General features: G+C 71.2%; 20 protein-coding genes and 1 tRNA gene. 12 read left to right on the top strand and 9 right to left on the bottom strand.

Translation table 11 applies throughout. The annotated features are described in order from the left end of the window. The first annotated feature begins 72 nt into the window (after positions 1–72). A complete protein-coding gene (locus QFZ71_RS14915; RefSeq protein ID WP_373465197.1) occupies positions 73–741 on the top strand; it encodes an Lrp/AsnC family transcriptional regulator in 669 nt (222 codons plus the stop codon). A 99-nt stretch (positions 742–840) separates the two neighbouring features. Here the strand turns inward: QFZ71_RS14915 and QFZ71_RS14910 are convergent, their stop codons facing one another. Next, positions 841–1,437, bottom strand: a complete 597-nt coding sequence (locus QFZ71_RS14910; protein WP_307668706.1) for a TetR/AcrR family transcriptional regulator — start codon at positions 1,435–1,437, stop codon at positions 841–843. Between the two features lie 123 nt (positions 1,438–1,560). On the opposite strand from QFZ71_RS14910, the gene paaN reads away from it, so the two are divergent. Further along, on the top strand, positions 1,561–3,261 hold the full coding sequence (gene paaN, locus QFZ71_RS14905) for a phenylacetic acid degradation protein PaaN (protein WP_307668705.1): 1,701 nt from the start codon (positions 1,561–1,563) through the stop codon (positions 3,259–3,261). A gap of 19 nt (positions 3,262–3,280) precedes the next feature. Here the strand turns inward: paaN and QFZ71_RS14900 are convergent, their stop codons facing one another. The 3 genes from QFZ71_RS14900 to QFZ71_RS14890 are packed head-to-tail and all read right to left on the bottom strand — an operon-like array spanning position 3,281 to position 6,341. After that, positions 3,281–4,021 carry a TrmH family RNA methyltransferase gene (locus tag QFZ71_RS14900; protein WP_307668704.1) on the bottom strand — a complete coding sequence of 247 codons (741 nt, stop codon included), beginning with the start codon at positions 4,019–4,021 and terminating at the stop codon, positions 3,281–3,283. After that, positions 4,018–5,436, bottom strand: a complete 1,419-nt coding sequence (locus QFZ71_RS14895; protein ID WP_307668703.1) for an HTTM domain-containing protein — start codon at positions 5,434–5,436, stop codon at positions 4,018–4,020. The genes QFZ71_RS14900 and QFZ71_RS14895 overlap by 4 nt, the downstream gene beginning before the upstream one ends. Next, entirely contained in the window at positions 5,433–6,341 is a 909-nt protein-coding gene (locus tag QFZ71_RS14890) for a DUF5819 family protein (protein ID WP_307668702.1), read from the bottom strand. Before QFZ71_RS14890 ends, QFZ71_RS14895 begins: the two co-directional genes overlap by 4 nt. A gap of 89 nt (positions 6,342–6,430) precedes the next feature. On the opposite strand from QFZ71_RS14890, the gene paaA reads away from it, so the two are divergent. The 5 genes from paaA to QFZ71_RS14865 are packed head-to-tail and all read left to right on the top strand — an operon-like array spanning position 6,431 to position 10,132. Beyond that, positions 6,431–7,582 (top strand): 1,2-phenylacetyl-CoA epoxidase subunit PaaA, encoded by a 1,152-nt coding sequence (paaA, locus tag QFZ71_RS14885; RefSeq protein ID WP_307668701.1) that lies wholly within the window; start codon positions 6,431–6,433, stop codon positions 7,580–7,582. Then, the gene (gene paaB / locus QFZ71_RS14880; protein WP_307668700.1) at positions 7,579–7,869 is read left to right on the top strand and encodes a 1,2-phenylacetyl-CoA epoxidase subunit PaaB; all 291 of its coding nucleotides are present in this window, start codon (positions 7,579–7,581) and stop codon (positions 7,867–7,869) included. Before paaA ends, paaB begins: the two co-directional genes overlap by 4 nt. After that, positions 7,866–8,582 (top strand): 1,2-phenylacetyl-CoA epoxidase subunit PaaC, encoded by a 717-nt coding sequence (paaC, locus tag QFZ71_RS14875; RefSeq protein ID WP_307668699.1) that lies wholly within the window; start codon positions 7,866–7,868, stop codon positions 8,580–8,582. Before paaB ends, paaC begins: the two co-directional genes overlap by 4 nt. Next, entirely contained in the window at positions 8,576–9,073 is a 498-nt protein-coding gene (gene paaD / locus QFZ71_RS14870) for a 1,2-phenylacetyl-CoA epoxidase subunit PaaD (RefSeq protein ID WP_307668698.1), read from the top strand. The genes paaC and paaD overlap by 7 nt, the downstream gene beginning before the upstream one ends. Then, positions 9,074–10,132, top strand: coding sequence for a 2Fe-2S iron-sulfur cluster-binding protein (locus tag QFZ71_RS14865; RefSeq protein WP_307668697.1), 1,059 nt, complete (start codon positions 9,074–9,076; stop codon positions 10,130–10,132). 357 nt (positions 10,133–10,489) lie between these two features. Here QFZ71_RS14865 and QFZ71_RS14860 read toward each other — a convergent pair whose 3' ends face one another. From QFZ71_RS14860 to QFZ71_RS14840, 5 genes are all read right to left on the bottom strand, one after another. After that, on the bottom strand, positions 10,490–10,834 hold the full coding sequence (locus QFZ71_RS14860) for a rhodanese-like domain-containing protein (protein ID WP_307668696.1): 345 nt from the start codon (positions 10,832–10,834) through the stop codon (positions 10,490–10,492). 46 nt (positions 10,835–10,880) lie between these two features. Then, positions 10,881–11,813 carry a hypothetical protein gene (locus QFZ71_RS14855; RefSeq protein WP_307668695.1) on the bottom strand — a complete coding sequence of 311 codons (933 nt, stop codon included), beginning with the start codon at positions 11,811–11,813 and terminating at the stop codon, positions 10,881–10,883. A 265-nt stretch (positions 11,814–12,078) separates the two neighbouring features. Next, entirely contained in the window at positions 12,079–13,377 is a 1,299-nt protein-coding gene (locus tag QFZ71_RS14850; RefSeq protein ID WP_307671461.1) for a DUF2252 domain-containing protein, read from the bottom strand. A 585-nt stretch (positions 13,378–13,962) separates the two neighbouring features. Then, on the bottom strand, positions 13,963–14,790 hold the full coding sequence (locus QFZ71_RS14845) for a ScbR family autoregulator-binding transcription factor (RefSeq protein ID WP_307668694.1): 828 nt from the start codon (positions 14,788–14,790) through the stop codon (positions 13,963–13,965). 475 nt (positions 14,791–15,265) lie between these two features. Beyond that, positions 15,266–15,348 (bottom strand) — tRNA-Leu (locus tag QFZ71_RS14840). Positions 15,349–15,708: 360 nt separating this feature from the next. Here QFZ71_RS14840 and QFZ71_RS14835 point away from each other — a divergent pair. The 5 genes from QFZ71_RS14835 (at position 15,709) to QFZ71_RS14815 (ending at position 21,595) form a co-directional block, all read left to right on the top strand. Further along, the gene (locus tag QFZ71_RS14835) at positions 15,709–16,557 is read left to right on the top strand and encodes a DUF3662 and FHA domain-containing protein (protein WP_307668693.1); all 849 of its coding nucleotides are present in this window, start codon (positions 15,709–15,711) and stop codon (positions 16,555–16,557) included. A 10-nt stretch (positions 16,558–16,567) separates the two neighbouring features. Beyond that, positions 16,568–17,086, top strand: a complete 519-nt coding sequence (locus QFZ71_RS14830) for an FHA domain-containing protein (protein ID WP_307668692.1) — start codon at positions 16,568–16,570, stop codon at positions 17,084–17,086. Between the two features lie 135 nt (positions 17,087–17,221). After that, positions 17,222–18,718, top strand: a complete 1,497-nt coding sequence (locus QFZ71_RS14825; RefSeq protein WP_307671460.1) for a PP2C family serine/threonine-protein phosphatase — start codon at positions 17,222–17,224, stop codon at positions 18,716–18,718. Positions 18,719–18,740: 22 nt separating this feature from the next. Beyond that, positions 18,741–20,141: an FtsW/RodA/SpoVE family cell cycle protein gene (locus QFZ71_RS14820; protein ID WP_307668691.1), complete on the top strand. Its 1,401-nt coding sequence runs from the start codon at positions 18,741–18,743 to the stop codon at positions 20,139–20,141. Next, positions 20,138–21,595, top strand: a complete 1,458-nt coding sequence (locus tag QFZ71_RS14815; protein WP_307668690.1) for a penicillin-binding protein 2 — start codon at positions 20,138–20,140, stop codon at positions 21,593–21,595. The genes QFZ71_RS14820 and QFZ71_RS14815 overlap by 4 nt, the downstream gene beginning before the upstream one ends. Positions 21,596–21,727: the final 132 nt, after the last annotated feature.

Below are 21,727 nucleotides of genomic sequence, written 5' to 3'. Positions count from 1 at the left end.
CGGTTCTCCACAGCCTGGGATAGGAACAGGTCGTCCACAACAGGGAGGCGCGGGCCGATGGCAGCTGAACAAATGGCCGACAAGGCCGCGGAGCCGGGCCGGATCGCACCCGGAGCCGTGCCCCCGGCCGCACCCGCGGCACCCCCGGCCACCCCCGCGTCACCGCAGGCCACCCCCGCGGGACCGTCCGGCACGGCCGCGGGAGCGCCCACCACGGCCGCCCGGCCGCCGACCGCACCCGCCGGGTCCGTGACGGAAGCGCCGATTCCGCCCGCGCGGCCACTGGACGCCATCGACCGCGACATCCTGCGCATCCTCCGGACGGACGGCCGCGCCTCGATACGGTCGGTGGCCGAACGGGTCCACGTATCGCGCGCCAACGCCTACGCCCGGATCAACCGGCTCGTCGAGGACGGCGTGATCCGCGGCTTCGGCGCGCGGGTCGACCACGAGCGGGCCGGCCAGGGGGCGTCCGCGTACATCACGCTCAAGATCGTGCAGAACTCCTGGCGCACCGTGCGCGAACAGCTCCAGGCCCTGCCCGGCGCCACGCACATCGCCCTGGTCAGCGGCGACTTCGACGTACTGCTCCTGGTGCACACGCCGGACAACCGGGCGCTGCGCGAGCTGGTCCTCACCCGGATCCAGTCGATCCCCGAAGTGCTCTCGACGCGCACGCTGCTGGTGTTCGAGGAGACGGACCTCGGACCGCTCCCGGACCGCCCGGCCGAGCTGGCCTGACCCGCGGCGGAGCCCCCGCCGACCATGGGCCGGCCCCGACCGATCCGCCCCCGGACCGGACCCGCCCGGTCACCTGGCCGAGCCCGCCCGGCCGCCCGCTCAGCGCCCGTTCGCGCGCATCCCCTCGAAGGCGAGGCGCACGATCGTGTCCGCGAGCTGATCCTCTCCCGGAAAACCGCCCGGCTGCGGCCGGTACCACTCGACCAGCGAGTTCACCATGCCGAACAGCAGCCGGGTGGCGAGCCGTATGTCCACGTCCGCCCGGAGGTCGCCCTCAGCGACCGCCGCCTGGAGCAGCTCCGCCACCCGCTGGTCGAACTCGCGGCGGCGCTCCAGCGCCCAGCGCTCCGTCTTCGTGTTGCCGCGCACGCGCAGCAGCAGAGTGACGTAGGGGACCTCGGCCATCAGTACGTCGACCGTCCTGCGCGTGACGTACTCGACCCGCTCGATCGCGCGCCCGCGCTGCGCCCCCGGCTCGTCGAGGATGGCGAAGAGGCCGTCGAGCGCCCGGCTCACGGCCCGGCGCAACAGCTCCTCCTTGCCCGCCACATGGTGGTAGATGGAGGACTTCGAGATGCCCGCCGCCCGCGAGAGATGCTCCATGGACGTGCCGTCGTAGCCGCGCTCGTTGAAGACACGGACGGCGACGGTGAGCAGGGTCTCCGGTGTGTACGTGTCCCGCTTGGCCGTGGTCATGTCCGCGATCCTCCCCCATGAGTTGTCCACAGGTTCTCTGGGGCCCCTTGTCCCGACCGATCGTTCGGTTACTCTAACTCCATCCGTACGTCCCTGCCCGGCTCGATGAGGAGTTGGTCCGCCATGGCCGCCGCGCTCACCCCCCAGCAGCTGTCCGAGACCCACCGGCCCACGCTCGACCAGGCCCTCGACGTGATCAGTACCCGCGCGTACTGGTCACCGCACCCCGAGCACCCGAAGGCGTACGGGGAGGGCGGCGTTCCGGGCAGCCTCGGAGCCGCCGAGGGCAAGGCCGCCTTCGACGCGCTGCTGGGCTCCCGGTTCGATCTGGGCCAGCCGGGCACCGACGGCTGGGTCGGCGGCGAGGTCTCGCCGTACGGGCCGGAGCTGGGCGTCGAGTATCCGCACGTCGATCCGGACGTCCTGCTTCCGGCGATGAAGGCCGGCATGGGCGCGTGGCGGGCGGCGGGACCGGAGATCCGGGCCCTGGTCTGCCTGGAGATCCTGTCGCGGATCAGCGCCCGCACCCACGAACTGGCCCACGCGGTGATGCACACGAGCGGCCAGGCCTTCATGATGGCCCTCCAGGCGGGCGGCCCGCACGCGCAGGACCGGGGGCTGGAGGCCGTGGCGTACGCCTACCGGGAGCAGGTCCGCACCCCGGAGACCGCCGACTGGTCGAAGCCCCAGGGCAAGCGCGACCCGCTCAAGCTGCACAAGTCGTTCATCGCCTCCGGCCGGGGCGTCGCGCTGGTCATCGGTTGCAACACCTTCCCCACCTGGAACGGCTATCCGGGCCTGTTCGCCTCCCTCGCCACGGGCAATCCGGTGCTGGTCAAGCCGCACCCGCGCGCCGTGCTGCCGCTGGCCGTCACGGTGTCCATCGCCCGCGAGGTGCTGGTCGAGGCGGGCTTCGACCCGAATCTGGTCGCCCTGGCCGCCGAGCGCCCCGGCGAGGGCATCGCCAAGTCCCTGGCGCTCCGCCCCGAGGTCCGGATCATCGACTACACCGGCTCGACCGCCTTCGGCGACTGGCTGGAGGAGAACGCGCGCCAGGCCCAGGTCTACACGGAGAAGGCCGGCGTCAACACGATCGTCGTCGACTCCACCGACGACTACCGGGGCATGCTCGCCAACATCGCGTTCTCCCTGTCGCTGTACAGCGGCCAGATGTGCACCACCCCGCAGAACCTGCTGATCCCGAGGGACGGCATCGCCACCGACGACGGCGCCAAGTCCTACGACGACGTGGTCGCCGACATCGCGGCCGCCGTCACCGGACTGCTCGGCGACGACTCCCGCGCCTCCGCCCTGCTCGGCGCGCTGGTCAACCCGGACGTACGGGCGCGGGTGGAGGCGGCCGGCGAACTGGGCGAGGTCGCCCTGGCCTCGCGTACGGTCGCCAACGCCGAGTTCCCCGACGCCGTCGTCCGTACGCCGGTGATCGTGAAGCTCGACGGCACCAAGACGGACGAGGACGCCGCCTACCTCTCCGAGTGCTTCGGCCCGGTGTCCTTCGCGGTCGCCGTCGAGTCGACGTCCGCCGCCCTGGACCTCCTCCGGCGCACGATCCGCGAGAAGGGGGCGATGACGGTCGGCGCGTACACCACGTCCCCCGAGGTGGAGCGCGCGATCGAGGACGTCTGCCTGGATGAGTCGGCCCAGCTCTCGCTGAACCTGACCGGTGGGGTCTACGTCAACCAGACCGCGGCCTTCTCCGACTTCCACGGCTCCGGGGGCAACCCCGCCGCCAACGCGGCCCTGTGCGACGCGGCCTTCGTCGCCAACCGCTTCCGGGTGGTGGAGGTGCGCCGCCAGGCGTAGTCAGGAAACGGGCGGCACGTCAGCGGATGTCGCGGGGGTCGGGGACATCGGCGTAGCGCTGAATCCACGCGTGCATCGCGATCGCCGCGGCGGCCCCGGCGTTGATGGACCGGGTCGAGCCGAACTGCGCGATCGAGCACACCATGGAGACGTGCTCGCGCGCCTCCTCGGTGAGACCCGGCCCCTCCTGCCCGAACAGCAGGACGCAGCGGCGCGGCAGTTCGGTGCGCTCCAGCGGTACGGCGCCGGGGAGGTTGTCGATCCCGATGATCGGCAGCCCCTCGGCGGCCGCCCACGCGGTCAGGTCCGCGGTGCCGGGGTGGTGGCGCACATGCTGGTAGCGGTCGGTGACCATGGCGCCGCGCCGGTTCCAGCGCCGCCGGCCCACGATGTGGATCTCCTTGGCCAGGAAGGCGTTGGCGGTCCGCACCACGGAGCCGATGTTGAAGTCGTGGCCCCAGTTCTCGACGGCCACGTGGAAGTCGTGCCGCCGCAGGTCGAGGTCGGCGACGATCGCCTCCCTGGTCCAGTAGCGGTACGCGTCACCGACGTTGCGCCGGTCGCCCTCGGCCAGCAGCTCGGGGTCGTACCGCTCGTCGTCGGGCCAGGGCAGGGGGTGCGGCCCGACACCGATGGTCTGGCCGTACCCGTCGTCGTACTGGAGGGGTTCGTCCTGAACGGGCCCCGCCGGGGCGTTCTCCGCCCGATCGGGGGCCTGCTCCGCCGGGGGCTGCTGGGTTCTGCCGGTCTCACTGCTCACCCGACGAGCGTATGGCCCCCGCCGCCGCCCCGGTGCCGGGGCTCCTCCGTACCGTCCCCGTGACCGTCCCGGCCGCCTCCGTGGCCGTCCCGCACCGTTCCGGGTGCCGCAGGTTCCGCGGGGCCGTCCTCAGCGCCGGGTGTTCCGGACACCTCGGCCTTCCCCGGCGTACGCGACCGGCCGGGCAGGCCGGAGAGCAGCCGCCGTCGGCCGTTCGTGACCCGGACGCCCATCCAGACGAGGAAGGCCGTCGGCAGGAACACCGCGTCGGCCGCGATCATCGCCATGGAGAAGAACGGCAGTCCGAGCAGCAGGGCGATTCCCGCGTGCTCGCAGATCATCACGACCAGCAGGACGTTCTTGACGCGCCGGTTGAACAGCGTGAACGGAAAGGCGACCTGGACGATGACCGTGCCGTACGTCAGCACCATCACCATCAGCCCGCTGGAGCCCAGAAGGTCCGACAGGGCGGGCCACGGGGTGAAGTAGTCGAGGTTGAGCGGGTAGTACAGCGCGGTGCCGTCCTGCCAGCGCGAGCCCTGGATCTTGTACCAGCCGGCCGTCGCGTAGATCAGGCAGACCTCGGCCATGATCACGGCGAGCGTGGCGTTGTGCGCGAGGTTGGCCAGTACGTCGAGGAGGGCGCGGGGCTCGCCGTGCGGCTGATAGCGGTTCGCGGCCCACCAGGCGGCGGCGGAGAGCCAGAGGACCCACAGCAGGGCCGGGAGCCACCAGGTGCCACCGAGCCCGCCCATCAGCGTGGCCGTCACGAGGACCGGACCGAGGACCGCCCAGAGCACCGGGCCCACGATGTCCCGCGCGGGCGGCAGGCCCGCCGCGACCCGCCGAGCGTCGCGCACCGCGCGCCGGGCGTCCAGCGACCAGACCTGACCGCAGCGGGTCAGCACCAGGTAGATCGCCATGAGGTGGACGACGTTGTCGCCGCCGTCGCCCATGAAGATGCTCCGGTTCTGCACCGAGAGCACGCCGATCATGAAGAGGACGGACATCGTCCGGGTCCGCCACCCGAGCATCAGCGCGGCGGCGGACAGCAGCGTGAGGGCGTACACGGCCTCGAACCAGACCGTGCTGTCGGTCCACATGAGGACCGAGAACGCCTCGTTGCCGGCCGTGAGCCGGCGGGCCAGATCCCAGTGCCACGGGCTGTCGGGGCCGTACAGCTCATGGCGGTTCGGCAGTTCGCGCAGCAGGAAGAAGAGGTAGGTGGCGGCGAAACCGATCCGGACGACGGCGCTCTGGTAGGGGCCGAGGGCAGAGGCGGTGACGCGGTGAAGAGCACGGGCCGGACCGCCGCCGATGCCGGAGCGCGGCTCGGCCGGCCGGGCACCGGCGGGCCGGGGGGTCGCGGGCACGGGGACCGGGGGCCGCGGGGTGGCGGGCGGAGGAATCGTCACTGGTCCGCCTCCACGCGGTGGGCCGCGTTCCTGCCCGCGTCCCGGCCCTGTCCCCCGGCGTTCTCGGGGAGGTCGTCGGGGGTCACGGTCCACCAGGGGAGGACGCGGTGGACGGGCCGGGTGCTGATCCTCTCGGAGCTCCACGGCGGCGGGGCGACGGAGCTGGTGGCGGAGCGGAGCTGGATGCGCTCGATGGTGCCGCCGTAGTCGCGCCCGCTCAGCCGCAGCATCGCGATGCGTCGCACGTAGCGCTCGGAGAGCTCTCCGCGCAGACCGTTGGGGCGGTTGTCGCTGTCGTGGGAGTTGACGTAGAAGTCCCAGCCCCGGCGGAGCTCGTTCTGGTCCACATGGCTGGGGAAGAGGTTGCCCCGCACCCCTTTGCCGTCCTCATGCGTCAGGTTCATCCACCGTGTGGTGCGGCGGCCGTCCTCCCCCACCACCTCGGCGCGCACGTGGACGGCGATGTTCTGCTGGAGCGGGTTGGGCGCGAAGAGCTTCCAGTTCTGCTCGAACTCCGGGTAGATCCAGCGGTCGATCGTCTTCCCGTGCTGCTTGGTCAGCGTGTTGGAGGGGGCGACGTGCAGGAACACCATGGCCACCTGCGTGCAGGCGAGCAGCCCGATCAGCGAAAGCGCCAGGGCCGCGGCCACCTGGTACGGGAAGGAGAGCCCGGCTATGCCCCGGCCTGTGGCCGACGGCTCCGTCGCCACGAGCTCCGCGTGAGGTTCCGACACGTCCACCGTCCCGTACGGCGGATGCGACATCGGTGGCGGTATGGCCTCGGGGGCGGTGTCCTGCGCTTCCGTCGAACGGTTCGACGCCTGCGGACAGGCGTCCTTCCCCCCGTCCGCGGAACTCCTGCCGTGGTCCGAATCCATCCCGCCCCGATCACCGTCGATCACCACTCAGTCATCCACAGGGTTGACACCCTACGGGCCTCCGACTCACCATTGAAGTCAAGGAACCGAACGATCGGTCGGTAGGGAGCCCTGGGATGGCGGCAGTGACTGCGGACCAGACGACGCGGAAGACGCCCGGCACGGCAGATGGGGCGGACACGGTGGACGCGGACCGCGTCGCGGCCTTCGACGCGACCGTGGCGGCGGACGAGCGGATCGAGCCGCGCGACTGGATGCCGGACGCCTACCGGGCGACGCTCATCCGTCAGATGGCCCAGCACGCCCACTCAGAGATCATCGGCATGCAGCCCGAGGCCAACTGGATCACGCGGGCGCCCTCGCTGCGCCGCAAGGCGATCCTCATGGCCAAGGTGCAGGACGAGGCCGGCCACGGCCTGTATCTGTACAGCGCGGCCGAGACGCTGGGCACCAGCCGCGACGAGCTGCTCGACAAGCTGCACGCGGGCCGTCAGCGCTATTCGTCGATCTTCAACTATCCCACGCTGACCTGGGCCGACGTCGGCGCGATCGGCTGGCTGGTGGACGGGGCCGCGATCACCAACCAGGTCCCGCTCTGCCGCTGCTCCTACGGCCCCTACGCCCGCGCGATGGTCCGCATCTGCAAGGAGGAGTCCTTCCACCAGCGCCAGGGGTACGAGCTGCTCCTCGCCCTCAGCCGCGGCACCGAGGCCCAGCACGCCATGGCCCAGGACGCGGTGAACCGCTGGTGGTGGCCCTCCCTGATGATGTTCGGCCCGCCCGACGACGCCTCGTCGCACTCCGAGCAGTCCATGGCCTGGAAGATCAAGCGGCACTCCAACGACGAGCTGCGCCGCCGCTTCGTGGACATCTGCGTGCCCCAGGCCGAGGCGCTGGGCCTGGAGCTCCCCGACCCCGACATCCGGTGGAACGAGGAGCTGGGCCGGCACGACTTCGGCGCGATCGACTGGTCCGAGTTCCAGGAGGTCCTCAAGGGCAACGGCCCCTGCAACGAGCAGCGGATCACCCAGCGGCGCACGGCCCACGAGGAGGGCGCCTGGGTCCGGGACGCGGCGGCCGCGTATGCCGCCAAGCACGCCCCGAAGCCTTCACCATCACCGTCCCCGGCCTCATCGGCGGCGACGGCCACCGCCCCGGCCCCAGCTTCGGCTTCGGCTTCGGCTTCGGCTTCGGCTTCGGCTTCGGCACCAGACCAGTCATCGGCACGGACCGGCGCGTCCGCGCGGCATGTGGAGGAGACGGCATGAGCAGCTCGACCGACTGGCCCCTGTGGGAGGTGTTCGTGCGCTCGCGGCGCGGGCTGTCCCACACCCATGCGGGCAGCCTGCACGCGCCGGACGCCGAGATGGCCCTGCGCAACGCCCGCGACCTCTACACCCGCCGCTCGGAGGGCGTATCGATCTGGGTGGTCCCGTCCACCGAGGTCACTGCCTCCTCCCCTGACGAGAAGGACTCCTTCTTCGAGCCGTCCGCCGACAAGCCCTACCGTCACCCGACGTTCTACGAGATCCCGGACGGGGTGAAGCACCTGTGAGCGCCGCACTCGCCCTCGGCGACGACGCGCTGGTGCTCTCGCACCGGCTGGGGGAGTGGGCCGGTCACGCCCCCGTCCTGGAGGAAGAGGTGGCCCTCGCCAACATCGCCCTGGACCTGCTCGGACAGGCGCGGGTGCTGCTCTCGCTCGTCGGGGACGAGGACGAGCTCGCCTACCTCCGCGAGGAACGCGCCTTCCGCAATCTCCAGCTGGTCGAGCAGCCGAACGGGGACTTCGCCCACACGATCGCCCGGCAGCTCTACTTCTCGGTGTACCAGCACCTGCTGTACGAACGGCTGGCCGCCGGGAACGGCGAGTTCGCCCCTCTGGCGGCCAAGGCCGTCAAGGAGGTGGCCTACCACCGCGACCACGCCGAGCAGTGGGTCCTCCGGCTCGGCGACGGCACCGAGGAGAGCCACCGCCGGATGCAGGCCGGGCTGGACGCGCTGTGGCGGTTCACCGGTGAGATGTTCCAGCCGGTCGAAGGGCTGGACGACACGGACTCCGGTGTCGACCGGGAGGAGCTGCGCGGCAGCTGGCTCGCCGCCGTCTCCGGCGTCGTCGAGCGTGCCACGCTGACCCTGCCGACGGGCCCGCGGTCCGGGGGCTGGGCGGCGGGTGCGGGCCGACAGGGCCTGCACACCGAGGCGTTCGGCCGCATGATCGCGGAGATGCAGCACCTGCACCGCAGCCACCCGGGGGCGTCATGGTGACGGACACCCGGCTGGAGGCGGAGCTGCGCGACCTCGCCGGTTCCGTGCCCGACCCCGAGCTCCCGGTGCTGACCCTGGCGGAGCTGGGGGTCCTCCGGGACGTTCAGGTGGAGGGACCGGGGCGGGTGACCGTGCACCTCACCCCGACGTACACCGGCTGCCCGGCGATCGAGGCCATGTCCGCCGATATCGAGCGGGTCCTGCACGACCACGGCGTACCGGAGGTCTCCGTCGTCACGGTCCTGGCGCCGGCCTGGTCGACGGACGACATCAGCGCCGAAGGGCGCCGCAAGCTCGCCGAGTTCGGCATAGCACCGCCGCGCGCCCACAGCGCCGACGGCGGCCCCGTGCCGCTGACGCTGTCGGTCCGCTGTCCGCACTGCGGTTCCACCGACACCGAACTGCTCAGCCGGTTCTCCTCCACGGCGTGCAAAGCCCTGCGGCGCTGCGTCGCCTGCCGTGAACCGTTCGACCACTTCAAGGAGTTGTAGATGTTCCATCCGCTCCGGGTCAGCGCGATCGAACGGATCACGGACGACGCGGTGGCCGTCACCCTCGCCGTACCGGCCGAGCTGCGCGAGACCTTCCGCCACGCCCCCGGTCAGCATCTGAACGTGCGCTACCCGGTGGACGGCCAGGAGGTCCGCCGTTCGTACTCGATCTGCGCGCCGGCCGTCGAGGCACCCGGCGAACCGGTGCTGAGGGTGGGCATCCGCATGGTCGAGGGCGGCGCGTTCTCCACGTACGCGCTGAAGGAGCTGGCCGTCGGGGACCAGGTGGAGGCCATGCCTCCGATGGGCCGTTTCGTGCTGAAGCCGCGCGCGGGGCTGTTCGCCGCGGTGGTCGGCGGCAGCGGCATCACCCCGGTGCTGTCCATGGCGGCCACTCTGCTCGACCGGGAGCCCACGGCCCGGTTCTGCCTGATCCGCAGTGACCGCACGGCGGCCTCCACGATGTTCCTGGACGAGGTGGCCGACCTCAAGGACCGGTATCCGGACCGTTTCCAGCTGGTCATCGCGCTCTCACGGGAGGAGCAGTCGGCCGGACTGCCCTCCGGGCGGCTGGACGCCGAACGACTCACCGCCCTTCTGCCCGCCCTGCTGCCGGTCGCCGACGTGGACGGCTGGTTCCTGTGCGGACCGCTCGGCCTCGTACGGGGCACGGAGAAGGCGCTGCGGGCGCTCGGCGTCGACCGCTCCCGGGTCCATCAGGAGATCTTCCACGTCGACGAGGGCTCCGCCGACGCGGCGGCGGTCACGGTCGCGGCCCCGGCCGACTCCGTGCTGACGGCCACCCTCCACGGCCGTTCGGGGAGCTGGCCCGTGCAGGACGCCGAATCCCTGCTGGAGACGGTGCTGCGAAGCCGCGCGGACGCTCCGTACGCCTGCAAGGGCGGCGTCTGCGGGACCTGCCGGGCGTTCCTCGTCACGGGCGAGGTCCGGATGGACCGCAACTTCGCGCTGGAACCGGAGGAGACCGAGGCGGGCTTCGTGCTGGCCTGCCAGTCACATCCGCTCACCCCGGAGGTGGAGCTGGACTTCGACCGCTGAGGCCGCCGGGCCCCTCGGTCGTTCCGCTCTCCTGCAGCCTGCTCTCCCCCGAAGGCCCTCAGGCGCTGACGACCAGCTGGGGAAAGCCGACGAGCGGCGGGAGACCGGGGCCGTGGTCGTCCCTTCACCGAGGACCCGCGGGCGGCCGTCGAGGCGGTCAGGGCCGCCTTCCCGAACGTCGGACCCAGCCCGCGTACCCGGTTGTGGCCGTGCGCGCCCACGCCGCACGGCCGGAGCAGCGGTACGGCGTGGGCGCGTCGGGGCACACGCTCGGAGGACTCCGGACACGAGCTCGGGAGACCCGGCGCGTGTGTCCGGAGCTCCGGGGCACAGGCTCGGAAAGCCCGGCGCAAGGGCTCAGAGAACGAAGGCGGGCGTCCCGTTGTCCGTGGTCATCGGGCGTCCGGCGCCGTCCCACGCCTGCATGCCGCCGTCGATGTTCACCGCGTCGATGCCCTGCTGGACCAGGTACTGGGTGACCTGGGCCGAACGGCCGCCGACCCGGCACATCACGTACACGCGCCGACCGTCCTCGGCGGCCTCGGTCAGCTCGCCGAACCGGCCCACGAAGTCGCTCATCGGGATGTGCAGCGCGCCCTCGACATGACCGGCCGCCCACTCGTCGTTCTCACGGACGTCCAGGACGAAGCCGTCCGATGGCACCGCCGCGGCGTCCACCGAGGGCAGCGGGGCGAAATTCATGGGTCATGCCTTCTCTCGTACGTACGCGGCCGGGTCACCGGGAACGCTACTGCACCATCTCCGCCAGCTCGGCCTCCCGGCGGGACACCTCTCCCAGCAGTTGCTCCGCGATGTCCTCCAGCAGCTGGTCCGGGTCGTCCGGGGCCATCCGCAGCATCGACCCGATCGGCCCCTCCTCCAGCTCCTTGGCGAGGACGGTCAGCAGCTCCTTGCGGCGGGTGAGCCACTCCAGGCGGGAGTAGAGCTCCTCGCTCTCGCTCAGCGGGGCCGGGGGCTGCACCGGGCCGGCCGCCCACTCCTCGACGAGCTCCTTGAGCAGTTCGACGTCGCCGCGGCCGTAGGCGGCGTTGACGCGGGCGATGAACTCGTCCCGGCGCTGCCGCTCCGTCTCGTCCTGGGCGAGGTCCGGGTGCGCCTTGCGGGCCAGGTCCCGGTAGAGCCTGCGGGCCTCCTCGCTGGGCCGGACCCGCTTCGGCGGCCGTACCGGCTGCTCGGTGAGCATGGCCGCCGCCTCGGGGGAGAGCCCGTCGCCGTCCATCCAGTCGTGGAACAGCTCGTCGACACCGGGCATCGGCAGGACCGCCGCCCGCGCCTCGCGCGCCTTGCGCTCGTCCTCCGGGTCGCGGGTACGGGCCGCCCGCGCCTCCGCGATCTGCGCGTCCAGTTCGTCGAGGCGCGCGTACATCGGGCCGAGCTTCTGGTGGTGCAGCCGGGAGAAGTTCTCCACCTCCACCCGGAAGGTCTCCACCGCGATCTCGAACTCGATCAGCGCCTGCTCGGCGGCCTGTACCGCCTTGGCCAGCCGCGCCTCGGGGCGCGGAGCGGCCTCCTCGGGCCTGTCGGACGCCCCGGCGGCATCCGGCGCCGCGGGGGCGTCGTCCTGCGCGTCCGGCGCGGGCTGCGGCGCGTCCGGCCCGTCGCTGTCCTGCCGGTCTTCATCGTTCCGGGTGGTCGGCACCCCGGCGGCTTCGTGGGTCACCCGTCCAGCGTATGGCCACGGCGGGCCGGCACCGCACACGCGGTGGGCCGCCACCGGGGCGCGATGCGTCACCGGCCCGAAGGCCACCGCACCGTACGTCACCGGCCGTAGGCCACCGCATCGGCCCCGACCCTGCCGGCACCTGCCTCGGACCCCGGCCCACACCCTCGCCCCCAGGAGTTCCCGGCACCCATGGGCCCCGGAGTCACGGGTCGTACGGGCGTCGCGGACGTGGCGGTGGGCGCGGGCCCGTCTCACGGTCCCGTCATATCCCGAACTCGGCGGCCAGCCTGCCCGCCTTGATCGCCCGCACCAGCTCGGCGTGATCCGCCTCCGTACGGTCCGCGTACGTCACGGCGAAGGCCGCCATCGCCTCGTCGAGCTCGTCGTTCTTGCCGCAGTAGCCCGCCAGCAGGCGGGGGTCCGCGCTGTGCGCGTGCGCCCTGGCGAGAAGCGCGCCGGTCATTCGCCCGTAGTCGTCCACCTGGTCGGCGGGGAGCGCGGCGGGGTCCACGCTGCCCTTGCGGTTCCGGAACTGCCGGACCTGGTACTGCCGGCCGTCGACGTCCGCCCAGCCGAGCAGGATGTCGCTGACGACCTGCATCCGCTTCTGCCCGAGCACCACCCGACGGCCCTCGTGCACCTCCTCCGGCACATCGAAGCCGACCGCGGGCAGATGGGGGGCGAGCACCGAGGGGCGCGCCTCCTTCACCTGGAGGACCAGCGGCTCGCCGCGGTGGTCGAGCAGCAGCACCACGTACGAACGCGTCCCCACGCTGCCGGTGCCGACCACCCGGAACGCCACGTCGTGGATCGCGTAGCGGGCCAGGAGCGGCACCCGGTCCTCGGAGACCGTGGTGAGGTAGCCGCCGAGCCCGGCGGCCACGGCCGCGGCCTCGGCGTCCGGCACCCGTCGCAGCACGGGCCGGGCGTCCACGAAACGCCGGCTGCCGTCCGGGCACTCCTCGGTGGAACGGGCGGCGAAGCGGGCGCTGGTGTTGTTGCGGGCCTTCTCCGAGACCCGCTCCAAGGTGCCGGCCAGGTCACGCGCGTCCGTGTGCGAGACGAGCTCCTCGTCGGCGATCGCGTTCCAGGCGTCGAGAGCGGGCAGCCGGGCCAGCAGCCGCATGGTGCGCCGGTAGGCCCCGACGGTGTCGTACGCACCCCGGCGGCAGGTGTCCTCGTCGGCCCCGGCGGCGCGGCCCGCGAGCACCAGGGAGGTGGCGAGCCGCTTGAGGTCCCACTCCCACGGCCCGAAAACGGTCTCGTCGAAGTCGTTCAGATCGATGATCAGGCTGCCCCGGGCATCGCCGTAGAGGCCGAAGTTGGCCGCGTGCGCGTCACCGCAGAGCTGGGCGCCCACCCCGGTGACGGGGCTGCCGGTCAGATCGTGGGCCATCAGCCCGGCGGCACCGCGCAGAAAGGCGAACGGGGTGGCCGCCATCCGGCCCACCCGTATCGGCGTCAGACCCGGCACACGGCCCCGGTTCGACTCCTCGACCGCCCGCACGGCGTCCGGCCGTCCCGGCGGCAGGATCAGCGAAGCGTGCGAGGACCGCGGCACCCGATCGCGCAGCGCCTTGCCCGACGCCTTGGGCGAGGGGCCCGCCCCCCGTCGGGCGAAGCCGGGCACGACCGGAATGCGCGGGTCCTCGCCCGTGGCCCGCTGCTCGGACATCGCCGCCTCGGTTCCGCTCATGGAGCGTCGCCTCCCCCACCCTCGTCCCGCTTCCGGCTGCCCGGCTCTCCGAGCCGCCGGCGGCCCTGCGCATCAGTGACCGAGCACGACGGTACCGCCGATGCCCCGCACCCGCCGGGCCCTGTGGACAACTGTGCGATGCCCTGGCCGACCGACCCCACCGGACCGGGTTACGGCAAGTAATCGACAGCGAGCGCTTCGAAGTTGTCCAGAATTACGCGGGGCGCGCTCGAGAACACCTCGCCCGCGGAGGTGGGCCGCTTCCTCGCTCGGACAGCCGGACCGTAGAGCCGTACCGTATGATGATCATGACGAATCGGGTGTTTCACGTGAAACACAGCGCTGCCCGAGAAATGCCGCACCACAACAGAAGACCAGCACAGCTCGGCACCACGCGCGAGGTGCCGAGCCGCCCCGGTCCGAGCCGGTCACCCCGCCGAGTCGAGCAGGTCAGCCGACGCCGCCGGCGGCGACCCCCGCGCCCGCCGGCTCCTCCTCGCCCTCGTCGCCGAACCGCCCGGCCCGCATACCGCGAGCGGTTTCGACGCCGTCGAGGACCGCCTCGTCCGACGGGGAGTCCCCGTTCGAGGGGGCATCGGAGCCCACGCCCCCGACCTCCGCCGCGAGGCGGGCCTCCCGCTCCTCCCGCTCCGCCTTCTCGCGCGCCTGGGCGGCCAGATCCACCCGGCCCTCCGGCTTGATGTGGGCGATGACACCGGGGTGGGCGATCGAAGGCAGGATGTGGCGCCACATCTCCGCCACCTGCTCACGCAGATCGGCACGCCCGGAATCGGCTTCCGAGACCAGCTGGATACCGGTGAACGAAGCAACAATGATCTTGGCCGACACCATCGGGTCGATCTGCGGGAACACCTCGCCGCGTTCCTGCCCCAGCTCCAGCATCCGGGCGGTCGCGTCGATCCATTCGCCCCACGGATGCGGGCCGCCGAGGAAGACGCCCTCGATGGAGAGCCTGGTGCCCGCGCGGGCCATCGCGTTGTGGCGCAGGGCGAAGGCGAACTGCTGGCCGCCGTCCACCAAGGACTGGAGCGGCGAACCCTCCTGCTCGAACTCGACCGTGGAGGTCTGCTCGTCCATGATCGCCTGCGCGATGGCCTCCTTGGAGGCGAAGTGGAAGTACAGGGCCCCCTTGGTGACCTTGGCACGACGGAGAATCTCCGAGATGGCGGCACGCTCGTAGCCGTAGTCGTCGAAAACGCTCGCCGCGGCCTCCACGATCGACCGCCACGTCTGGACCGCGCGAGCCTGCTTCGCCATTTCCTGCCTCCGGGACGTTCTGTGCGCTCAGCCCTTCGCCGCCGAGCCGCCGTCGATCCAACCTCTGCGGCCAGCGTATGCAAGCGCGTCGTCGCGCCGGCTCTCGGTCTGTCCGGAAACCGCGCCCGGACCCGCCGCACCACCGCCTGCGGACGCCCGCCGCCGCTCCCTCCCACCCGCCTGTCCGTACCCCGCCCGCCCACCGAAAACACGGACCTCGTCATCGAGGGAACACGGACTTACCCACCGCCGACGGTCACCGAACCCCCGGACGCCGGGACCGAGCCCGCGTCCACCGGATGCCGAACCCCGCCTCCGACAGCCGGCGTGCCCGCCGAACAACCAGCACCGAACACCGAACGTCTCAACGTCCGGGGCGTCGACCCACGGGACAACGAAGAACCCCCGCTCCGGATCTGATCCGAAGCGGGGGTTCTTTCAAACCAACCCGACAGCCGATGACGACTGTCCGTTGTGCGCGAGGGGGGATTTGAACCCCCACGTCCCGAAGGACACTGGCACCTGAAGCCAGCGCGTCTGCCGTTCCGCCACTCGCGCATGAGTGGTGTTTTCAGACTCTCTCACCGTGTGGTGCGAGCGCCTGGCGACATCCGGAAGATTAGCACGCTGGACAGGGTGGATTCACATCCGTTGTTTCGCCGACCTCCGCAGGGGAAGCGGGAACCCCGAACCCCTCGGCCGGGAACCCCGACCCCGGCGGGCAGGGAACCTTCCGTCATCTCCCCCACTCCTCCGGAGTGCGCCCCGGGTGCGGGACACTGGGAGGAGGCCACCTCTACGATCCGTGTGAGGGGTGACACTCATCCACAGGCCAGACAAGGGGAACCAGCTGATTTCCCGACGCGTGGATACGATCAGTAAGCAGTACAGGGACGATGACACCGGAGGAGGTGCCCCGTGGGGGTCATGAAGCGTTTCGAGCAGCGCCTCGAGGGGCTGGTCAACGGCACCTTCGCCAAGGTCTTCAAGTCCGAGGTGCAGCCCGTCGAGATCGCCGGCGCGCTCCAGCGCGAGTGCGACAACAACGCGACGATCTGGAACCGTGAGCGGACCGTCGTCCCCAACGACTTCATCGTCGAGCTCAGCACACCGGACTACGAGCGGCTCAGCCCGTACTCCGGGCAGCTGGGCGACGAGCTCTCCGGGCTGGTGCGCGACTACGCCAAGCAGCAGCGCTACACCTTCATGGGCCCGATCAAGGTGCACCTGGAGAAGGCCGACGACCTCGACACCGGGCTCTACCGGGTCCGCAGCCGCACCCTGGCGTCGAGTACGTCACAGCACGATCCGGCGGGCCACGCCCAGCCGCCCGCCGCCGGGCGGCCTGCCGCCCCGGGCGGTTACGGCTACCCCCCGAGCGCCGCTCCGCCGATGCCCGCGGCCCCGCCGCCGGGCGCCGGACGGCCCCCGGCCCCCACGAGCGACCGGCGCCCCCCGGCCGCGCCCGGCCCCATGCCGGACGCCCGGACCCGGCGCTGGATCGAGATCAACGGCACCCGCCATCAGATCTCCCGCCCGACGTTGGTGATGGGACGATCCACCGACGCCGACGTGCGGATCGACGACCCCGGCGTATCGCGCCGGCACTGTGAGATCCGGACCGGAACGCCCTCGACGATCCAGGATCTCGGATCTACCAACGGCATCGTGGTAGACGGGCAGCACACCACCCGCGCTACGCTCCGCGACGGCTCGCGGATCGTCGTGGGCAGCACCACCATCGTTTACCGGCAAGCCGAAGGGTGAAGCGGGGGCAATGTCAGAGCTGACCCTTACGGTCATGCGGCTAGGTTTCCTGGCTGTTCTGTGGCTGTTCGTCATCGTGGCCGTCCAGGTCATCCGCAGCGATCTGTTCGGAACGCGCGTAACGCAACGCGGCTCACGCCGCGGTGCCGCCGAAGCGCGCCCGCAGCAGGGACGCCAACAACAACAAGCGGCGCCGCCCCAGCAGCGCCAGCAGCCCGGCCGGCAGCGCCGGGGTGCGCCGACCAAGCTGGTCGTGTCCGAAGGCACGCTCACGGGCACCACGGTCGCGCTCCAGGGCCAGACCATCACCCTGGGCCGGGCCCACGATTCGACGATCGTGCTGGACGACGACTACGCGTCCAGCAGGCATGCCAGGATCTACCCGGATCGTGACGGCCAGTGGATCGTCGAGGATCTCGGGTCCACCAACGGCACGTACCTGGAACGGACCCGGCTCACCACCCCGACACCAATTCCGCTGGGCGCGCCGATCCGTATCGGCAAGACCGTCATCGAGCTGCGGAAGTAGTACGACAATGAGCGAGCGGAGCGAGCGAGCCGCGGCGGTCCCGACGGTGGACGCTGCCCGGTTCCCGACCGGAGGGTGGGCAGTGTGGCTCGAGACAGGCTGTACCCCGAGGCGGAGTCGACGGGGCAGGCGCGCATGAGTCTGTCGCTGCGCTTCGCCGCGGGGTCGCACAAGGGCATGATCCGGGAGGGCAACGAGGACTCCGGCTACGCCGGTCCCCGGCTCCTCGCCATCGCCGACGGCATGGGAGGCCAGGCGGCCGGCGAGGTCGCCAGCTCCGAGGTGATCTCCACGCTCGTCCCGCTCGACGACGACGTACCGGGATCCGACCTCCTGACCTCGCTCGGCACGGCCGTCCAGCAGGCCAACGACCAGCTGCGCGTCATGGTCGAGGAGGACCCCCAGCTGGAGGGCATGGGCACCACGCTCACCGCCCTGCTCTGGACCGGACGCCGCCTCGGCCTGGTGCACGTCGGCGACTCCCGCGCGTACCTGCTGCGCGACGGCGTCCTGTCGCAGATCACCCAGGACCACACCTGGGTGCAGCGCCTCGTCGACGAGGGCCGGATCACCGAGGAAGAGGCCACCACCCACCCGCAGCGCTCCCTGCTGATGCGGGCGCTGGGCAGCGGCGACCACGTCGAGCCGGACCTCTCCATCCGTGAAGTCCGCGCCGGTGACCGCTACTTGATCTGCTCCGACGGCCTCTCCGGCGTCGTCTCGCACCAGACGATGGAAGAGACCCTCGCCAGCTACCAGGGCCCGCAGGAGACCATCCAGGAGCTGATCCAGCTCGCTCTGCGCGGCGGCGGCCCGGACAACATCACCTGCATCGTCGCCGACGTCCTGGACGTCGACGGCAACGACAGCCTGGCCGGACAGCTCAACGACACCCCGGTCGTCGTCGGCGCGGTCGCGGAGAACCAGGCCCAGCTGGGCGACGGCGGGGCCATGCAGACGCCCGCCGGGCGCGCGGCCGGCCTCGGCCGCCCCGTGCCCCCGCCCGCCGGCGGCTTCGGCCCGCCCGGCAGCGGCGACGCCGGTTACGACGGCATGCCGGACAACTCCTACGACGCCTACACCGACGACGACTTCGTCAAACCGCGCGGCGGCCGTAAATGGCTCAAGCGCTCCGTCTACATCGTGCTCGCGCTGGCCGTGATCGGCGGCGGTCTCTACGGCGGCTACCGCTGGACGCAGACGCAGTTCTACGTCGGCGCGCAGGACGAGAAGGTCGCCCTGTTCCGGGGCATCAGCCAGGACCTCGCCTGGGTCTCGCTCTCGAAGGTCGAGAAGAACACCGACATCGAGCTCAAGTACCTGCCGCCGTACCAGCGCAAGCAGGTCGAGGCGACCATCGCCGAGGGCAACATCACCGACGCCCGCGAGAAGGTCGCCGAGCTCGCCGCCCAGGCCTCAGCCTGCAAGAAGGACGCGCAACGCCGCGCGGCCGACGCCGAGAACCGGGCCCGTACGGGCGAGGGCGAGGCCGGCGGCACCGCCGGGGCCCCCGCCACCCGGACTTCCGCCACATCCTCCGCCAAGGGGACCAAGCCGACCACCGCTCCCACTCCCGGCCCCAGCCTCTCGGAGGATGAGAAGAAGCTGGTCCCGCAGTGCGGTAAGCAGTAAGCCGTAGGGGGCCTTCAGCACCATGAGCGTTGTCACCAACACGACCACCATCGGCGCGATCGACGCACCGAGCCGCCGCAACACCGAGCTGGCGCTCGTCGTCTTCGCCGTCGCCATCTCGGTGTTCGCCTACGCCAACGTGGGCCTCGCCCTCAACGGCGAACTGCCCGCGGGCATGCTCGGCTACGGAGCGGGGCTCGCCCTGCTCGGCGGCGTCGCCCACCTCGTGGTGCGCAGGTTCGCCAAGTACGCCGATCCGCTGCTCCTGCCCCTGGCCACCCTGCTCAACGGCCTGGGCCTGGCGCTGATCTGGCGCCTGGACCAGTCGGAACGGCTGGCGCGGCTCCCCAGCTTCGCGCCCGCCGCCTCCAAGCAGCTGATCTTCTCCGCGATGGGCGTGGCCCTGTTCATCGGGGTGCTGCTCCTGCTCAAGGACCACCGCATCCTCCAGCGCTACACCTACATCTCCATGGTGGTGGCGCTGATCCTGCTGATCCTGCCCATGTTCTTCCCGGCCCAGTTCGGCGCGAAGATCTGGATCACCATCCCCGGTATCGGATCCATCCAGCCCGGTGAGTTCGCGAAGATCGTCATCGCGGTCTTCTTCTCCGGCTACCTGATGGTGAAGCGCGACGCCCTGGCCCTGGCCAGCCGCCGCTTCATGGGCATGTACCTGCCCCGCGGCCGGGACCTCGGCCCGATCCTGGCCATCTGGGCGATGTCGATCCTGATCCTCGTCTTCGAGACCGACCTCGGCACCTCGCTCCTCTTCTTCGGCATGTTCGTCGTCATGCTCTACGTGGCGACCGAGCGCACCAGCTGGATCGTCTTCGGCCTGACCATGTCGGCCGTGGGCGCGGTCGGCGTGGCCTCGTTCGAACCGCACGTGCAGGACCGCGTGACCGCCTGGCTCGACCCCTTCGCGGGCTGGGGCACGCACGCCGCCAGTGAGCAGATGGCCCAGGTGCTGATGTCGTTCGGCTCCGGCGGCACGCTCGGCACGGGCCTCGGCCAGGGCAACTCCGACCTCATCCTCTTCGCGGCCAACACCGACTTCATCCTCGCCACCGTCGGCGAGGAACTGGGGCTCGCCGGCGTGATGGCGTTCCTCCTGCTGTACGGACTGATCGTCGAGCGCGGTGTACGCACCGCGCTGGCCGCCCGCGACCCCTTCGGCAAGCTGCTGGCCATCGGCCTCTCCGGAGCCTTCGCCATCCAGGTCTTCGTCGTCGCCGGCGGTGTCATGGGGCTCATCCCGCTCACCGGTATGACGATGCCGTTCCTCGCGGCCGGTGGTTCGTCGGTCATCGCCAACTGGGCCCTGATCGGCATCCTCATCCGGATCAGCGACACAGCCCGCCGCCCCGCGCCGGCTCCCGCGCCCTCGACCGACGCCGAGATGACCCAGGTGGTCCGTCCGTGAACAAGCCGCTGCGCCGGGTCGCGATCTTCTGCGGCCTCCTGATGCTCGCCCTCCTCGTCCGGGACAACTGGATCCAGTACGTCCGGGCCGACGAGCTCACCGGCCGGGAGGAGAACCGCCGCATCCGGATCGAGCGGTACGCCCACGAGCGGGGCGACATCATCGTGGACGGCAAGGCGGTCACCGGGTCCGTCGAGACCGAGGACAGCGACTTCAGGTACAAGCGGGTCTGGAAGAACGGGCCCCTGTGGGCCCCCGTCACCGGCTACTCCTCGCAGGCGTTCGACTCCTCGCAGCTGGAGAAGCTGGAGGACGGCATCCTCACCGGCAACGACGACCAGCTGTTCTTCAACCGCACCCTCTCCATGTTCACCGGCGAGAAGAAGCAGGGCGGCAACGTCGTCACCACCCTGAACGGCGACGCCCAGAGGGCGGCCTTCAAGGGCCTCGGTGAGAAGAAGGGCGCCGTCGTCGCCCTCGATCCGAAGACCGGCGCCATCCTGGCGCTGGCGAGCACCCCCTCGTACGACCCCTCGGTGTTCGCGGGCAACTCCGACAAGGACGCCGCCGCCCGGCAGAAGCTCCTGCGGGACAAGGACAAGCCGATGCTCAACCGGGCCTTGCGCGAGACCTACCCCCCGGGCTCCACCTTCAAGGTCGTCACCGCCGCCGCGGCCCTGGAGAACGGGCTCTACGACGACATCGACGCCAAGACGGAGTCCCCGCTGCCCTGGACGCTGCCCCAGTCCACCACGCAGCTCAGGAACGAGGGGAACATCCCCTGCGAGAACGCCTCGCTGCGGGAGGCCCTGCGGGTGTCGTGCAACACCGTCTTCGGGAAGATGAGCGACGACCTCGGCAACAAGAAGATGATCGAGCAGACGGACAAGTTCGGCTTCAACAAGGAAGTCTTCACGCCCGTCCGCGCCGACGCGAGCGTCTACCCCGAGGACAACAAGCCGCAGAACGCCATGGCCGGCATCGGCCAGGCGTCCAACCGGACCACGCCGCTCCAGATGGCCATGGTGGCCTCCGCGATCGCCAACGACGGCAAGCTGATGCAGCCGTACATGGTCGCCGAGCGCCAGACCCCCAACCTGGACCCCGTCTACACCCACGAGCCCGAGGAACTCAGCCGCGCGCTCTCCGGTGAGAACGCCCAGAAGATCCAGCAGATGATGGAGACCGTCGTCAAGGACGGCACGGGAACCAACGCACGGATCCCCGGCGTCACAGTGGGCGGCAAGACCGGTACAGCACAGCACGGTCTGAACAACAGCGAGAAGCCCTACGCCTGGTTCATCTCGTACGCGAAGACCGACAACGGCTCCCCGGTCGCCGTCGCCGTCGTGGTCGAGGACGGCAACGCCAACCGGGACGACATCTCCGGTGGCGGACTGGCCGCCCCCATCGCGCGCGACGTGATGAAGGCGGTCATCGACAGCGGGAAGTGAGACCTGTCACGGCGGCCGCCCGTCATACCGGACATCGGATACCGGTCGGATATCGGGTTGCCGGGTGCGGGCTGATCACTTCACCCGTGCCCGGTAGCGTATGCGCGAACAGCGCACCGCCGCGGACCACAC

Origin of the sequence: Streptomyces sp. V2I9 (assembly GCF_030817475.1) — a bacterium.
Taxonomy (GTDB): Bacteria; Actinomycetota; Actinomycetes; order Streptomycetales; family Streptomycetaceae; genus Streptomyces.
Note: the sequence above shows the minus strand (reverse complement) of the source record. Positions and strands in the feature narration are given on the sequence as shown.

Coding starts and splice junctions, on each gene's coding strand:
- QFZ71_RS14915 (WP_373465197.1), top strand. CDS start 73: ATGGCCGACAAGGCCGCGGAGCCGGGCCGGATCGCACCCGGAGCCGTG.
- QFZ71_RS14910 (WP_307668706.1), bottom strand. CDS start 1,437: ATGACCACGGCCAAGCGGGACACGTACACACCGGAGACCCTGCTCACC.
- paaN (WP_307668705.1), top strand. CDS start 1,561: ATGGCCGCCGCGCTCACCCCCCAGCAGCTGTCCGAGACCCACCGGCCC.
- paaA (WP_307668701.1), top strand. CDS start 6,431: ATGGCGGCAGTGACTGCGGACCAGACGACGCGGAAGACGCCCGGCACG.
- paaB (WP_307668700.1), top strand. CDS start 7,579: ATGAGCAGCTCGACCGACTGGCCCCTGTGGGAGGTGTTCGTGCGCTCG.
- paaD (WP_307668698.1), top strand. CDS start 8,576: ATGGTGACGGACACCCGGCTGGAGGCGGAGCTGCGCGACCTCGCCGGT.
- QFZ71_RS14865 (WP_307668697.1), top strand. CDS start 9,074: ATGTTCCATCCGCTCCGGGTCAGCGCGATCGAACGGATCACGGACGAC.
- QFZ71_RS14860 (WP_307668696.1), bottom strand. CDS start 10,834: ATGAATTTCGCCCCGCTGCCCTCGGTGGACGCCGCGGCGGTGCCATCG.
- QFZ71_RS14845 (WP_307668694.1), bottom strand. CDS start 14,790: ATGGCGAAGCAGGCTCGCGCGGTCCAGACGTGGCGGTCGATCGTGGAG.
- QFZ71_RS14830 (WP_307668692.1), top strand. CDS start 16,568: ATGTCAGAGCTGACCCTTACGGTCATGCGGCTAGGTTTCCTGGCTGTT.
- QFZ71_RS14825 (WP_307671460.1), top strand. CDS start 17,222: ATGAGTCTGTCGCTGCGCTTCGCCGCGGGGTCGCACAAGGGCATGATC.
- QFZ71_RS14820 (WP_307668691.1), top strand. CDS start 18,741: ATGAGCGTTGTCACCAACACGACCACCATCGGCGCGATCGACGCACCG.